Origin of the sequence: Chryseobacterium sp. CH21 (assembly GCF_004119445.1) — a bacterium.
Taxonomy (GTDB): Bacteria; Bacteroidota; Bacteroidia; order Flavobacteriales; family Weeksellaceae; genus Chryseobacterium.
Window position 1 is genome coordinate 52,194 of record NZ_QICI01000087.1, and the last position, 14,894, is coordinate 67,087.

The 14,894-nt window shown below is 36.5% G+C and carries 16 protein-coding genes and 2 pseudogenes; 12 read left to right on the plus strand and 6 right to left on the minus strand.

Going from position 1 to position 14,894, the window contains the following annotated elements:
• Window positions 1–14: 14 nt before the first annotated feature.
• Window positions 15–890 (minus strand): aldo/keto reductase, encoded by an 876-nt coding sequence (locus tag BOQ62_RS18155; RefSeq protein ID WP_129041722.1) that lies wholly within the window; start codon window positions 888–890, stop codon window positions 15–17.
• A 299-nt stretch (window positions 891–1,189) separates the two neighbouring features.
• Between BOQ62_RS18155 and BOQ62_RS18160 the strand changes: the two genes are divergently transcribed.
• The gene (locus tag BOQ62_RS18160) at window positions 1,190–1,624 is read left to right on the plus strand and encodes a GNAT family N-acetyltransferase (protein WP_129041724.1); all 435 of its coding nucleotides are present in this window, start codon (window positions 1,190–1,192) and stop codon (window positions 1,622–1,624) included.
• Window positions 1,625–2,092 (plus strand): GNAT family N-acetyltransferase, encoded by a 468-nt coding sequence (locus BOQ62_RS18165; protein ID WP_129041726.1) that lies wholly within the window; start codon window positions 1,625–1,627, stop codon window positions 2,090–2,092.
• Here BOQ62_RS18165 and BOQ62_RS18170 read toward each other — a convergent pair.
• Together BOQ62_RS18170 and BOQ62_RS18175 are read right to left on the minus strand one after the other, a co-directional pair.
• Window positions 2,069–2,964, minus strand: a pseudogene (locus BOQ62_RS18170) (LysR family transcriptional regulator). The gene BOQ62_RS18165 and the pseudogene BOQ62_RS18170 overlap by 24 nt on opposite strands.
• A gap of 40 nt (window positions 2,965–3,004) precedes the next feature.
• The gene (locus BOQ62_RS18175; protein ID WP_129041728.1) at window positions 3,005–3,751 is read right to left on the minus strand and encodes a metallophosphoesterase family protein; all 747 of its coding nucleotides are present in this window, start codon (window positions 3,749–3,751) and stop codon (window positions 3,005–3,007) included.
• A gap of 280 nt (window positions 3,752–4,031) precedes the next feature.
• Here BOQ62_RS18175 and BOQ62_RS18180 point away from each other — a divergent pair, with 280 nt between their 5' ends.
• From BOQ62_RS18180 to BOQ62_RS18205, 6 genes are all read left to right on the plus strand, one after another.
• On the plus strand, window positions 4,032–4,649 hold the full coding sequence (locus tag BOQ62_RS18180; protein WP_129041730.1) for an NAD(P)H-dependent oxidoreductase: 618 nt from the start codon (window positions 4,032–4,034) through the stop codon (window positions 4,647–4,649).
• Entirely contained in the window at window positions 4,646–5,530 is an 885-nt protein-coding gene (locus tag BOQ62_RS18185) for an NAD-dependent epimerase/dehydratase family protein (protein WP_129041731.1), read from the plus strand. Before BOQ62_RS18180 ends, BOQ62_RS18185 begins: the two co-directional genes overlap by 4 nt.
• Window positions 5,531–5,532: 2 nt before the next feature.
• Complete coding sequence (locus BOQ62_RS18190; protein ID WP_129041733.1) at window positions 5,533–5,820, plus strand: putative quinol monooxygenase; 288 nt, start codon at window positions 5,533–5,535, stop codon at window positions 5,818–5,820.
• Window positions 5,821–5,822: 2 nt separating this feature from the next.
• Entirely contained in the window at window positions 5,823–6,575 is a 753-nt protein-coding gene (locus BOQ62_RS18195) for a type 1 glutamine amidotransferase domain-containing protein (protein WP_228414304.1), read from the plus strand.
• Window positions 6,576–6,817: 242 nt separating this feature from the next.
• Window positions 6,818–7,801 (plus strand): aldo/keto reductase, encoded by a 984-nt coding sequence (locus BOQ62_RS18200; protein ID WP_129041735.1) that lies wholly within the window; start codon window positions 6,818–6,820, stop codon window positions 7,799–7,801.
• A 203-nt stretch (window positions 7,802–8,004) separates the two neighbouring features.
• Window positions 8,005–8,973 (plus strand): cyclase family protein, encoded by a 969-nt coding sequence (locus BOQ62_RS18205; RefSeq protein ID WP_129041737.1) that lies wholly within the window; start codon window positions 8,005–8,007, stop codon window positions 8,971–8,973.
• A gap of 244 nt (window positions 8,974–9,217) precedes the next feature.
• On the opposite strand, the gene BOQ62_RS18210 is transcribed toward BOQ62_RS18205, so the two are convergent.
• From BOQ62_RS18210 to BOQ62_RS18220, 3 genes and pseudogenes are all read right to left on the minus strand, one after another.
• The gene (locus tag BOQ62_RS18210; RefSeq protein ID WP_120233542.1) at window positions 9,218–9,661 is read right to left on the minus strand and encodes a carboxymuconolactone decarboxylase family protein; all 444 of its coding nucleotides are present in this window, start codon (window positions 9,659–9,661) and stop codon (window positions 9,218–9,220) included.
• Between the two features lie 180 nt (window positions 9,662–9,841).
• Window positions 9,842–10,039, minus strand: a pseudogene (locus tag BOQ62_RS18215) (DoxX family membrane protein); the annotation flags it as partial.
• Window positions 10,040–10,161: 122 nt separating this feature from the next.
• The gene (locus tag BOQ62_RS18220) at window positions 10,162–10,734 is read right to left on the minus strand and encodes a Crp/Fnr family transcriptional regulator (RefSeq protein ID WP_129041739.1); all 573 of its coding nucleotides are present in this window, start codon (window positions 10,732–10,734) and stop codon (window positions 10,162–10,164) included.
• A 64-nt stretch (window positions 10,735–10,798) separates the two neighbouring features.
• On the opposite strand from BOQ62_RS18220, the gene BOQ62_RS18225 reads away from it, so the two are divergent.
• The 4 genes from BOQ62_RS18225 to BOQ62_RS18240 all read left to right on the plus strand — a co-directional run bounded on the left by BOQ62_RS18225 (window position 10,799) and on the right by BOQ62_RS18240 (window position 14,631).
• On the plus strand, window positions 10,799–11,164 hold the full coding sequence (locus BOQ62_RS18225; protein WP_047429381.1) for a DUF1304 domain-containing protein: 366 nt from the start codon (window positions 10,799–10,801) through the stop codon (window positions 11,162–11,164).
• A 528-nt stretch (window positions 11,165–11,692) separates the two neighbouring features.
• Window positions 11,693–12,943 carry a glycine betaine/L-proline ABC transporter ATP-binding protein gene (locus BOQ62_RS18230; protein WP_129041741.1) on the plus strand — a complete coding sequence of 417 codons (1,251 nt, stop codon included), beginning with the start codon at window positions 11,693–11,695 and terminating at the stop codon, window positions 12,941–12,943.
• A 1-nt stretch (window position 12,944) separates the two neighbouring features.
• Complete coding sequence (locus BOQ62_RS18235; RefSeq protein WP_129041743.1) at window positions 12,945–13,772, plus strand: ABC transporter permease; 828 nt, start codon at window positions 12,945–12,947, stop codon at window positions 13,770–13,772.
• Between the two features lies 1 nt (window position 13,773).
• Window positions 13,774–14,631, plus strand: coding sequence for a glycine betaine ABC transporter substrate-binding protein (locus BOQ62_RS18240; protein ID WP_129041745.1), 858 nt, complete (start codon window positions 13,774–13,776; stop codon window positions 14,629–14,631).
• Window positions 14,632–14,894 lie beyond the last annotated feature (263 nt).

Consider the following 14,894-nt stretch of genomic DNA (forward strand, 5'->3'; position numbering starts at 1 on the left):
TTTTTAATTCTAAATTAAATATCTGCTACGGAATTTAGCATTTTTTGCTCCCACTCAGGGTCTTTAGGATCAAAGAACAATCTTTTACCTGTGTCTAAAGAGCGGACAACATTCATTTCATCTTCTGTCAGTTCAAAATCAAACACATTAAAGTTTTCTTCAATTCTTGATGGTGTTACAGATTTTGGAATTACTACAAATCCTTCCTGCAGATGCCATCTAAGAATAACCTGTGCTACAGTTTTCCCATATTTTTCTGCAATCGCTTTCAGATCAGGATTGCTTAAAAGGCTGGCATTACCGTTTCCAAGAGGGCTCCATGGCTGTGTTACAATATTATTTTCTCTGTCGTATACCTGCAGTTCTTTCTGCTGAAAAACAGGATGCAGTTCAATCTGATTAATCACAGGTAAAACACTTGAATTGGCTTTCAATTCTTCCAGCTTCTCAATGGTAAAATTACACACTCCAATAGCTTTGATTTTTCCTTCATGATACAATTCTTCCAAAGCTTTCCATGTACCTAAGAAATCTCCGTAAGGCCAGTGAACAAGATACATATCCAGATAATCCATCTGCAATCTGTCTAAGGTTCTCTGAAAAGCACTTTTCGTTTTCTCATATCCATGATCCTGAACCCATACTTTTGAGGTGATAAACAATTCGTCTCTGTTTACACTGCTATTTTTTACGCCAGCACCTACTGCTGTTTCATTCTGATAAATGGCAGCCGTATCAATCATTCTATATCCTGCATGAATAGCTTTGATTACAGCGTTTTCGCATTCTTTCAAATCTTCCATCTGCCATACTCCAAAGCCCAAAGCCGGAATATCCACTCCGTTATTTAATGTTACCACAGGTTGCCCTGTATAGGTTTTATTTTGCATAAATCTTTATTTTACTGATTACTATAAAGTGATAAACAAATTTGCAACAAAAAATTGAAAATTCGGCTTACCAATTTTACTGTTCTTCTTAAAAAATTGTTATTTAATAAGGTTTTTAAGATGAGGTTTAAACTACCCCGTCTTTTTGCTTCACAAAAATCCACCCCTTCAGAGAAGGGGAATGAGGGGTTGATAAAACCTACTATCTCTACTTCTAACTTCTAGCTTCCAGCCACGAAATTCACCCTTCTCCTAGCGCATCACCTCCATTTTTCCTATTTTTGTTTAAAATTAAAATCATGTCACAACATATCAGATTGGCTACAGCAGAAGATTATCCGAGAATTATGAAAATATGGGAATCAGCTGTAAAAGCAACGCACGATTTTCTTGCCGAAGAGGATTTCAATTATTTCAAAGAAGCCATTCCAAGAGACTATCTCCCTAATCTGGAAGTGTATTTAATTACTGAAGATAATGAACCTAAAGGGTTTGCATCCGTAGCAGAAGGCAATCTGGAAATGCTTTTCATTCATAATGACACGCGTGGAAAAGGCTATGGAAAAACACTTTATCAGTTTATGAAAGAGAAAACCGGACTAACCAAAGTAGATGTGAATGAACAAAATCCACAAGCTATCGGATTTTATGAAAAAATGGGTTTCAAAAAGACCGGAAGGTCCGAGAAAGACGGTTCAGGAAAAGACTATCCACTTATTCATATGAGTCTGTAAATGGAAAATTTCACTTTCAGCCTATTACATTCTGATTCGGAAATACCTTATCATTTATTGCTGCTGGCTGATGAAACCAAAGAGGCAATTAATCAATATATTTTCAATGCTGACATTTACCTTTTACATGACGGTACAGAAAATATTGCTGTAATGGCATTGTACAAAAAAAGCACTATGGAGCTGGAAATTAAAAATATTGCAGTGATTGACAGCTACCGAAGCAAAGGAATCGGAAGCATCCTCATGGATAAAGCAAAAGAAATTGCGAAAGAAAATCATTATAAAACACTGACTGTCGGAACATCGGACACCGGTTTCCAACAGATCAGATTTTATGAGAAAAACGGTTTCATCAAAAGTGGAATTCTGAAAGATTTTTTTATTGAAAATTATCCTGCTCCCATTTATGAAAACGGTTTACAGATGAGAGATATGGTTCTATTACGCCATCACCTTACGGAATAAACCTTTAATATGCTCTATTTCGGTTTGATAATTGGTTTTCTTACGACATCCGAAATACAATGTATTTTCAAATTTTTTCTTTCCTTCCCAAATGAGCTGAATATCGCCGTTTTCAAGATCCCTCCTGCATAAAAAATCAGGAACAACAGCTAGTCCCGTCCCTCCTTTCAGACAGCGGATAATTGAATTCATATTGGGAACGATATAATTGGGGCGGAAATTCGGTTTATGCCCAAAATTTACTATCCAGTACTGGAAAAGATGTTCCATATCTCCGGTGGTTCCATACCATTTTTCGTTCTTCAGCCATTCTTCAATCTGCTCTGCATCTTTTGTTTTCAATACCTTGTTGAATACTGTTTTATCCACATCCTTCCCTCCTACCAGAATGATTTGCTCGGAAGAAAATGCTTCATGTTCGATATTGGGTGAAGATCCTTTTTTGGTGTGATGATCAGATCGAGAATTCCTTTATCCAGCTGATCCAGCATTTCCGGATATTCTCCGAAACTGATAATCAGATTAAAAGGCAACGAAGAAACATATTGTTCCAGTGTTGTCTGAAAAGTTTCAAAACACATCCCCACACTGATGGTTGGAGTATGTTTCTCTGTTGATTTCTGAAAATTCTTTTCTACATCTTCCAGTTTGGTAATAGGTTCGGCAACTGCATTAAACAATACTTTTCCTCTTTCTGTCGGGATCATTTTTCTACCAGTTCTATCGAACAGCTTATACCCTACATAAGCTTCCAGAGAACTTAAATGCAAACTTACTCCCGGCTGTGATATAAATAAAGCATCAGCGGCTCCCGTCAATGTCCCGGTTTTATAGATCGCCTTAAAAGTACGATACCATTCTAAATTAACCATGACTTAATTATTAATATTATAATGTAAAATTACAAAATAATTATAATATTGATACTTTTTCATTCTTCAAAAATGAAGCATAGTAATCCGGAATGCCGCTTTCCCGTATCTTGCGGGCAGTTTCATCAATCGGATAGGGTAGCTGTACAATCTCAGGGGTGATTTTTTCTTCGTCTAAAGTCAATACTAAATAAGAAGCCAGTCTATTTTCTTCTTTAGAACGCCCTACAGAACCACAATTAATAGCCCATGTATTATTTTCAAACTGTTTTTTAAAAGATAAATGGGTGTGCCCCATCACAATGATGTCAGATTGAGAATCTTTGAGCATATTTGTAAACATCTCATCCTCTTCTGATTCATATAAATAGGTATCATTGCTTGATAAACTGGAATGAACCAGCTGAATATTCCAGTGCTTATTCCCTACTTTATAGTTTAATTTTAAATGAAAAGGCAGCTCTGATAAAAAATTTTTGTTCTCTTCTGTAATATGTTTTTTAGAATGATCAATAGCAATAAATCTTGCTTCAGTCTCTTCTTCAGAATGTTTAGACAAAGGAACTACAGGAATATCAAAGGCAATTCTTTCATCATGATTTCCCATTAGACAAGGAATATTGAAGCTTTTTATCTTTTCTATTACTTCATTTCCCCAGGGTGCAAAATCTATAAGATCTCCAAGGCAGAATTTCTGATGAATTCCTCTTTCTTCTATATCCTTCAACACTGACTCTAATACCGGAAGATTTCCATGCACATCACTAAAGACCGCAATCTGTATCATATTCATTCTATTTATCTTAACAAATTTACAAGAGAGCTGTGAGATCAGGTGCAACAGACAGTATGACATTTCACCATGAAAAGAAGATTCGTCAATTGTTAATTTTTGCTTCGCAAAGTCAATGGTGAATGATTACTCCTGATTAAAATAACCCCGAAATTCACAACTCGAATCAAAAAAAATTATCATTTAAATAATAATTACCTATAATTTATATTATTTTTATTATACAAGTATCCATTCTAACTTTGCAGAGTAAAATTTAAACAATCATAAAAAAATGAAAAAAGTACTAATCATCAACGGTGGGCAAAATTTCGGACATTCCGGAGGAAAATATAATCAAACGATCGCGGAAAATACATTAGCAGCTCTTAAAGAATTTGATAATGTAGAAGTAAAAATAACCAATGTAAGCGAAAATTACGATAAAAATGAAGAAGTGGAAAAATTTGTATGGGCAGATTACATTGTTTACCATACCCCAATCTGGTGGTTCCAATTGCCCAACGGATTCAAAAAATATATTGATGAAGTATTCACAGCTGGACATGCCAAAGGAATTTATATGAGCGACGGTAGAAAAGCCGAAAATCCCGAAATCAACTACGGAACAGGAGGAATGCTTGGAGGAAGAAAATATATGCTGACTACCAGCTGGAACGCTCCTGCAACGGCTTTCACTCTTCCTGGAGAATTTTTCAGTGAAAAAAGTGTAGATGAAGGACCATTATTTGGTTTCCACAGAATGAATGCCTTTGTTTCATTAGAAAAAATGGAAAGCTTCCACTTCCATGATGTAGAGAAAAATGCCAATGTAGAACGTGATATGACATTGTACAGAGCGCATGTAAGAAACGTATTTGAAAAAGAATTAAAACCAGAATTAGTATCATGAAAAAAGTACTGATCACAGGAATTACCGGCTATATTGGCGGAACTATCGCAAAAAAACTCCTTGACAGGAATTATAAAGTGACAGGTCTGGTTCGTAATGAAGCCTATGCTCAGGAGCTGGAGTCATTAGGGATCAAAACTATTGTAGGAAATATTCATGATGAAGATCTTATCAGAACAGCAGTTTCCGGTGTAGATGCGGTTATCCATAATGCTGATTCTGCGGATGATGCTTATGCAGCAGATCACTTTATCAAAGCTCTGGAAGGAAGTCATAAAACGTTTATATTTACTTCAGGTTCTGCTATTTTTGGAGGAAAAGAGAATGGTCAAAAAAGTGACTTTATCTTCAGAGAAGATTTCCCTTTGCAGCCAAGACTGGAAATGGCATCAAGAGTGCTTATCAACAATTATGTGCTGCAATCTTCAAACAAAGGCATAAAAAGTATTGTTATTGTTCCTACAATGGTTTACGGAGAAGGTTTAGGAATAAAAAAAGACAGTATCCAGATCCCGGCTCTTATCAACTTCTCTAAGGAAAAAGGACATGGAGTGTATTTTGGCGAAGGGGAAAATATCTGGTCTAATTTGCATATTGAAGACCTTGCTGATCTGTATGTACTTGCATTGGAAAAAGCAAAAGCAGGTTTTATCTATTATGCAGAAAATGGTTCATCTTCTTTGAAAAATATAGCAGAAAACATCAGTAAAAAATACAGCTTAAAACCAGCAAAGTCATTAAGTATACAGGAAGCTGTTAATCAATTCGGTCCAGCGGGAGGCTATTTCGGATTTGCATCCAACAGCAGATGCAGTTCAGATAAAGCGAGAGCAGAACTGGACTGGAAACCTATCTATAACTCAATCGAAAATTTTATTTAATTATGAAAATACATCTTACAGCCATTATAAAAGCCAAAGAAGAACATCAGGCAGAAGTATTGGAAGTTCTTCAGCATATGGTAAAAGAAACAAGGAAAGAAGAAGCCTGTGAACTTTACAGCCTTCATCAGGGAATTGAAGACAAAAATGAATTTGTTTTCTACGAAATCTGGAAAAGCAAAGAAGGACTGGCTCAGCACAATCAGCAACCCTACATTCAGGCTTTCGGAGCTTTAGTAGATGAAAAGCTTCAGGAAAAACCACAAATTTATCTTACCAACATCATTTAACCATGAAAAAATTAGCGTTGTTAATACTGGCAGTCTTTGCAATAGGATTTGCTCAGGCTCAAACCAAAAAATCAAAGAATATGAAAAAGAAAATCTTATTCGTAGTTACCAGCCATGACAAAAAAGGCAGTACCGGCGAAAATACAGGATATTATCTGGGTGAAGTTTCTCACCCGTGGGAAGTTCTTCACAAAGCAGGATATGAAATCGACTTTGTAAGTCCGAAAGGAGGAACTCCTCCCGTAGACGGCTTCGATTTGAAAGATCCTGTCAATAAAGAATTCTGGGAAAACCAGGAATACAAAAACAAGATTGATCATTCTATGACTCCGTCACAGGTGAATCCAAAAGAATATTCAACCATCTTTTATGCAGGAGGACATGGAGCAATGTGGGATTTTGCAGATAATAAGGAACTGGCAGATATTGCTTCTAAAATTTATGAAAACGGAGGAATTGTAACCGCTGTATGCCACGGCCCTGCAGGTTTGGTGAATATCAAACTGAATAACGGTAAATATCTTGTAGACGGTAAAAAGATCAATGCTTTTACCAATGAAGAGGAATCTGAAGTAAAATTAACCAACATTGTTCCTTTCTTGTTGGAAGATAAACTGAAAGAAAGAGGTGCAAGGTTTGAAAAATCCGGACTTTGGCATAATCACGTGGTAACCGATCAGAGAGTGATCACAGGACAGAATCCACAGTCTGCAAAAAGCGTTGGAGAAGCTATCGTAGAAGAACTAAAGAAATAACAGATAATTTTTAACCCCAACAAAATAGTCGATAAACTGATTTAGATTGTCTCAAAAATCAAATTATTTGGACTTTGTCATTGACTACGTCGAATCTTTGATTTCTGACGAAGGAAGAATCTTTTTAACAATCAATCATCTGAGATTCTTCATTACATTTCATTTCATTCAGAATGACATTTTAGCAAATAAAAGGTTTGGCGGGGTGGTTTAACACAACAACAATTTTAAAACAAACAAAAATGGAATATAGAAAATTAGGAAACACTGACTTAGAATTATCAACCATCACACACGGAGCTTTTGCCATCGGCGGAAACATGTGGGGTGGTAATGAAAAACAGGATTCTATCAATTCTATTCATGCCTCATTGGATCATGGAGTAACTTCTATCGATACGGCACCTTTCTATGGTTTCGGACTGAGTGAAGAAATGATCGGTGAAGCTATCAAAGGAAAAGACCGTTCAAAAATCCAGCTTTTAACCAAATTCGGATTGGTATGGGATGGAAGCAATAATGGCAAAGGAGAATTTTTCTTTGATGCAGAAGACGAAGGAAAGACACTTCCGGTTTATAAGTTAGCTTCAAAAGAAAACATCATCAAAGAAGTTGAAGAAAGCTTAAAAAGATTAGGGACAGATTATATTGATCTTTTACAGCTTCACTGGCCGGACAACACAACGCCTATCTCCGAAACTATAGAAGCCATGGAATTATTGATTCAGCAGGGAAAAATCCGTACAGCAGGAGTAAGTAACTACAGTGTAGCTCAAATGGAAGAAGCCAACAGAACTTTACAACTTGCCAGCAACCAGGTTTCTTACAGCATGCTGAACCGTGCTATTGAAAACGATCTTGTTCCTTATTCTTTGGAAAACAATACAGGAATCATCGTGTACAGCCCAATGGAAAGAGGTCTTTTAACAGGTAAATATTTTAAAGAAACCCAATTAAAAGATAACGACCACAGAAACGGATATTTCTCTCAGTTTGATCTGAATAAAGTGAAAACATTCTTGGAAAAAATTGAACCTATCGCTCAGGAAAAAGGAGCAAGCCTTTCTCAGCTTGTATTAAGATGGACTACTTTGCAGCCAGCGATCACAGTCGTATTGGCAGGGGCAAGAAATGCACAGCAAGCCATCGAAAACGCAAAAGCAATGTCTATTGACCTTTCACAGGAAGAATTGAGCTTCATCAATTCTGCTTTAAGCGAAATTTAATGTAAATGCTGGAAGCTGGAGGTTGGAATCAGGAAGCTATATTAGGTTTCTATTGTACTATTCTGACTGTAACAAAGAGATTCCTCCTTCGTCGGAATGACAATTGAAGTTGAATTGTACACTAATCTATCTGTTATCGGACTTCAATACCCTCCCTCACCCAGCTTCCTGCTTCTCTCCTTTAACCCCAAACCTCATAAAAAATGAAAAATAATCTGATCAAAATGTTCGGGTTAGCCACGCTATTGACTTTTAACAGCATTAGTTTAAAAGCTCAGACACTCGTCAATCCGGAAGATAAATCGTGGTATCCTTCTACTTACGGTGCGAAAGATGAGATTGGAGCAGCCAATCTGTTAACACCTGAAGTTGTAAAACAAGCGCTACGATTGGTAAAACAAGGCAAAACGTTAGCACTTGCCGTTCCTATTGATAAAAACCTACCTGCTTTCAGACACAGAAGTTTTAACTTATACAATATCCAGCCCGGAGAACAGGGTGGAAAAAGCATAGGCCCAAATAAATTCACTTTCAATGACGAACTGGTCAACGGATGGACCGGAGTAGGAACACAGCTGAACGGTATTGGACACATCGGTATTGACAACACTTACTACAACGGAAACAAGGCGACAGATTTTGTAACTGTAGAAGGTGTGAAAAAACTCGGTGTTGAAAAAGTACCTCCTTTCGTTACCCGCGGTGTCGTCCTTGATATGACTGCTCATTACGGAAAATCAATCGTACCCGGAGGAACAGAATTTACAATAGAAGATATAAAATCCGTTTTAAAGAAACAGGGACTTACTCTGCGAAAAGGCGATATCGTTCTTTTCAATACAGGATGGCTTGAATTGATTGGTAAAAACAACCAGCAATTCCTGGAAACAGAACCCGGAATCGGAATGGAGGCTGCAAAATGGCTTGCTGACCAGGGAATCGTTGCTTTTGGTGGTGACACTTGGGCTTCTGAAGTGTATCCCAACCCTAAAAGTAAAGAAGAATTCCCTATCAACCAGTTTATGCTGGCTAAGAAAGGAATTTATAATCTGGAACTCATAGACAGTCGCCCATTGGTAAAGCAGGAAATCTGGGAATTTCTATTCGTGCTGGGACAGCCTTTATATGTAGGTTCTACTCAGGTGAATGTAAATCCTGTGGCTATTTATTAATGTAAATATTAAAAATATAATCCGAGAAACGGAGAGACAACGTAATTCCGGTTTAAAAAATAAAATGAACCCAAGAATTTATTTTTAGAATTAATACCCAAACTGTGTTACACTGTCACTTTGCATCTTGCATCAAAACGCCTTTCAAAAATTTGAAAGGCCGTTTTTTTAAATAAAGTAAACATCCGTAGATGATGCAGTCTCCATCAACTTCCATCCTCCATCACCCATCTTCCTGACTTCGCTATTTTGCAATCGGAAGATGAGTACTTACTGCAATTCTGTTCCAGGCATTGATCGTAATAATTGCCATGATGATCTGAGCAATCTGGTTTTCATCAAAGAAAGACTTCGCTTTCTGATACGTTTCTTCAGTTAAACCTTTATCGCTGATCAGCGTAATTTCTTCTGTCATTGCCAATAGCACCTGCTCTTCTTCGGTGAAAAATTCTTTGGCTTCTGTCCATCCGTTCAGAATAAAAATTCTCTGAGGATTTTCTCCGTATTTGATGGCATCTTTGGTATGCATATCAAGACAGAAAGCACATTTATTGATCTGTGAAGCTCTGATTTTAATCAGCTCCTTCTGAATGTGTGTTAAAGAAATAGTTTGTAAATACCCTTCCAATCCCAGCATGGCTTTATAGGCTGCTGAATCTACTGTTGCAATATTTAATCTTGCGCTCATAATATTATATTTTTTGGTTAATTGATCTATACTTAAAGAATAATGTTGCTGTACCGCCAGTAAAAGAGCGGCTGCACTTCCCACCCATACAGAATAGTTCAGTGGGGCTTTTGGTCCTGATGCAATAGTCATAGATATCGCAAAAATCAACAGCAGGATACTGCTTCCATAGGCTGCAAACTTTGTTTTAAATCCAAAAATCAGCATCAAAGGAAAAAGGATTTCTAAAAAAGTAGCAGCATACGCTGAAACCGTACTTAACGCTTCCGGAAAGAAAAATGTCAGTGTTCTTGTATATTCTTTAAAACTCTCCATGTTTCCCCATGATGAATTTTCTTTGCTCCACCATCCGAATCGGTCTGCCACCGCAGAAAGCATCGTAACGGCAAGAGCCAGTCTTAAAAAAAGTTGCGGAAATTGATTTTTTGATCTGTCATTGCATTAGCTTTTAATCACATGACAAATTTCCGGCTTCTTATTCGTAAAAATCTTAAACTGGTTTAAGATCGTAATTTTGCTCTGATTTCGCTTAGATATTCAGGAGTAAAACCTAAAAAGGAAGCAATCAGATATTGTGGAATTCTCTGGATAAACCACGGATAGAGCGTACTGAAATGCATATAAAGTTCTTCTCTTGACATTTCATACAAATAACGGATTCTCCTTTCCGAAGCAGCATAAGCTCTTTGATAGATCATCCGGAAATACCTTTCCATCACAGGATGTTTCTTTAATAATTCTTCCTGACGTTCAAAATCAATCACCAAAATAGAAGAATGCTCCACTGCCTGTATTGAAAAATCTGTTGGGATTTGTCTTTCATAAGCAAATGTATCCGTCATCCACCAGTTCTCAATGGCAAATTCCGTAGTTTGCTCAACCCCTTTTTCATTGATGAAAAATTTTCTCAGACATCCTTTCACTACAAAATACATTGTCCGGCAGATCTCTCCTTCCAGCACCAGATTCTGTTTCTTTTTCACATCAAGAACCTCAAAAAAGGATACAATAGAAGTATATTCTTCGTCCGTTACCGTAATAAATTTGTTTAAATGTGATTTGAATGAGTCCATTGTAAGAATTAATACTCAAACTTAACTTTATTTTTTTAGTTTTACAATGAGAAAATATTGAATCATGGAAATCGTTGCTAAAATTCTGATCGCCGTCGTTGCACTGGAACACCTTTATATCCTTTGGATGGAAATGTTCGCATGGGAAACCAAAGGAAAAGAAGTTTTTAAAGCTGCTCTGCCTGCAGAAATGTTTAAACCAACGAAAGGACTCGCAGCCAATCAGGGACTTTACAATGGATTTCTGGCTGCCGGACTGATCTGGTCTTTTCTGATTAAAGATCCTCAATGGCAAACCAATGTAGCATTATTCTTTTTAGGATGTGTAGCTGTAGCCGGAATCTATGGAGCAATTTCTGCCACTAAAAAAATATTTTTCGTTCAGGCATTACCTGCCATTCTTGCAATTATTGCCGTTTTATTGAAATAATCTTACGGTTTATCTTTTAAAATAATTACCCTATTCATCTTCTCTTACCTTTAATGATAAGAGAAAATTCGTCATGAAATCGCATCTTAAAAACCATATTGAAAATCAATAACTTACCTGCGTAAAAATCCATTTAATATTTAATTCGTAAATTTGCACCGTCATAAAAAATTGATATACAGTTTTTTGATGCTGGCAAGCATTTTGATAAAATGTAGCCATTCAAGTTGTTCAGTACACATATCTGTAATTACCTCATCAGTAATTTAATTGTAGAATCTATGTAAAAGATCAGTTTCTTTTTACATAATACACTCTTTTTCTAGAGTATAATCTATTGAAATATTTAAAATAAACATAAGGTCAGCAGGTCTTTATGCTGTTATTTTTTTGTTTAAAGCTTTTATCAATAAAGGCTTAACAAATTATTTTATCCTATTCTCAGCAGCAGAACAACGAAAGCTAAATGTATATAATGAATTGGTGTACAGTTTTTTATATCAAATTATTAATTGAAAAATTCTGAATATGGAAAAAAATGAAAACACTCGAAAAGTAAAACTTAAAGTGGAAGACCTGACGATCATCTTTGGTAAAAACAAAGAAAAAGCACAGGAACTTCTGGACAAAGGTTTTTCCAAAAAGGAAATTCTTGAAAAAACTGGCTGTACCATAGGAATCAACAAAGCCAGTTTTGAAATTTATGAAGGAGAATTCTTTGTTATTATGGGATTGTCAGGAAGTGGAAAATCTACTCTACTGCGCTGTCTTAACAGACTGAATGAACCTACTTCAGGAAAAGTATTCATCAATGACGATGATATTACCGGAAAAAACAATAAAGAACTGCTGGAAGTAAGAAGAACAGAAATGAGTATGGTATTTCAGAAATTCGGATTACTTCCCCACCATACAATTCTCGACAATGCAGGTTTCGGACTTGAAATCAGAGGGGAAGACAAAATTTCCCGTGATAAAAAAGCACAGAAAGCGCTGGATATTGTTGGGTTAACAGGTTTTGAAAACCAATATCCTTCCCAGCTTTCAGGGGGAATGCAGCAGAGAGTAGGATTGGCAAGAGCTTTGGCGAATGATCCTGAAGTCTTACTTATGGATGAAGCCTTCTCCGCACTGGATCCATTGATCAAATCTGAAATGCAGGATCAGATGCTTGAACTGCAGAATACATTACAAAAAACCATTGTCTTTATTACCCACGATTTGGACGAAGCCATTAAAATCGGAGACCGTATCGTCATTATGAAAGATGGAGTTATAGAGCAAATAGGAACAGCGGAAGATATTTTAACCAATCCTGCTAGCGATTATGTAAAAGCTTTTGTAGAGAAAGTAGACCGTAAAACGATTATTACCGCAAGATCTTTAATGTTTGACAAAGCTACGGTGGTACGTTTCAGAAAAGACGGCCCTGAAGGAGCTTTAAGAAAAATGAGAGCGACAGGACTGGAAAACTTACCTGTGGTAGATTTTCAAAATAAATTCTTAGGCTTTGTAACACTTAAAGATGTTGTCCGCATCGCCAAAGAGAAAGAACCTACGGTAGAATCTATTATCAACAGTAATGTTCCTTCGGTTTATCCGGAAGTGACTGTAGAAGAAATGCTACCACTGATCTCCGAAAATAAATCGTCCATCGCTGTGGTAGATGAAAATAATAAATTCTTAGGTCTTATTACCCAATTATCACTCATTATAGAAGCTACCAAGTTTAACGAAGAAGAGATCATAGAATTAAAAGAAATCGCAAACAATCAATAAGATGAATAAAACTATAGATATAGGCCAATATGTAGAAACTGCAATCAATTGGCTCACAGAAAACGGAAAGCCTGTATTTGATGTCATAAAACATCTGGGAAATTCCTCCATTATGGGAATTGAATGGATTTTAACAAACACTCCTTTTTATGTAATCATTCTCTTTTTTACCCTGCTGGCATTATGGAAAGCCGGAAAAGGCATTGCTGTAGTAACGGCTGCCGGATTAAGTTTAATATTTTTAATGGGATTATGGAAAGAAACCATGGAAACGCTGGCACTTATCTTTGTTTCCACCATTACGGCACTTATTCTTTCTATTCCTTTGGGGATTTTGGCGGCTAAAAGCAAAATAGCTAACAAAATCATTCGTCCTTTACTGGATCTGATGCAGACCATGCCCGCATTTGTTTATCTTATTCCGGCTGTACTGTTTTTCAGTATCGGTAAAGTACCCGGAGCATTTGCAACCATTATTTTTGCCATGCCTCCCGCGGTTCGATTAACTACACTGGGAATTGAAGCCGTTCCGAAAGATATTGTAGAAGCAGCCAGAGCTTTTGGTGCTACCAACCGTCAGATTCTGTTCAAAGTTGAACTTCCTTTAGCAATGAAAACGATTTTAACAGGGATCAATCAAACCATATTGTTATCCTTATCCATGGTTGTTATTGCAGGAATGATTGCTGCAGGCGGTTTGGGAGAGAAAGTACTGGAAGGAATTAATAATCTGGATATCGGATTAGGATTTGAAAGTGGTTTATCCGTAGTGATTTTAGCCATTATCCTCGACCGTATTACCCAGGGATTCGTAAAGAAAAAGCAATAAAATGAAACAATTTAAATATCTGTTTTTACCCGTTTTAATGTTGATATTTACAGCATTAAGTTCGTGTGAAAACATAAAAAACTCTAAATACATCACCATAGGAATGGTAGACGGCTGGGCGGAAGATGTTGCAATGACGCACGTTGCGAAAGCCATTCTTGACAAACAAGGTTATCATGTTATTATTCAAAAAGCTTCTACAGATATGATTCTGGCTTCAATGAATAATGAAGACACAGACCTTTTCATGGGAGTCTGGCTACCTTACACCCATGCTAAAAAACTGGCTAAATTTCCGGGATTGACTCATCTTGGAACCAATTACGACAACGGCCGTATAGGATTGGTTGTGCCGGAATACGTTACTATTAATTCCATTGAAGAGCTCAATCAGCATAAAGATCAATTCAATCACAGAATTATTGGGATTGAAAAAGGAGCCGGATTAACCACTGGAACAGATAAAGCGATTGTTGATTATAAGCTTAAGGATTACCAGCAGATCAACTCCTCTACCATTGCCATGATCACTGAACTACAGAATGCCATACAGCGTAAAGAATGGATTGTGATAACGGGATGGCAGCCCCACTGGATGTTTGGTAAAATGAAGCTTAAATTTCTTGATGACCCCAAAAAGACATATGGTGAAGCAGAACAGATTAAAACCTATTCCAGAAAAAGCTTTGCTAAAGATCATCCCGAGCTTGCAAAGTTCTTTTCAAAACTTCATTTTGATGATGAAAATATGTCTGATCTTTTAATGAAAATGGAACAGAGCAAAAACAAAGAAACCACTGCCAAAGAATGGGTGGAAGATCACTCTGAACTCGTACAGTCGTGGTTAGATAAAAATTAATAAACAATTTGGTAGTATTTAAAATCCTCAACTCTACACGAGTCTGAGGATTTTTTATCAACATAGGTTATTTGATCTTTTCTCTATGAAGCAATATTGATTAGTAATCGCAAAGATTTCTATGTTAATACACAAGAGAAATTTGAATTTTTTATTGACACAAATTCTTCTTTTTGTAAAAATGGCTGTTTTCTATTGATGACAGCCATTATTCTGTGTACTAATTTATTTCTTACCGCATTCAGGACACTCATTTTATTTTT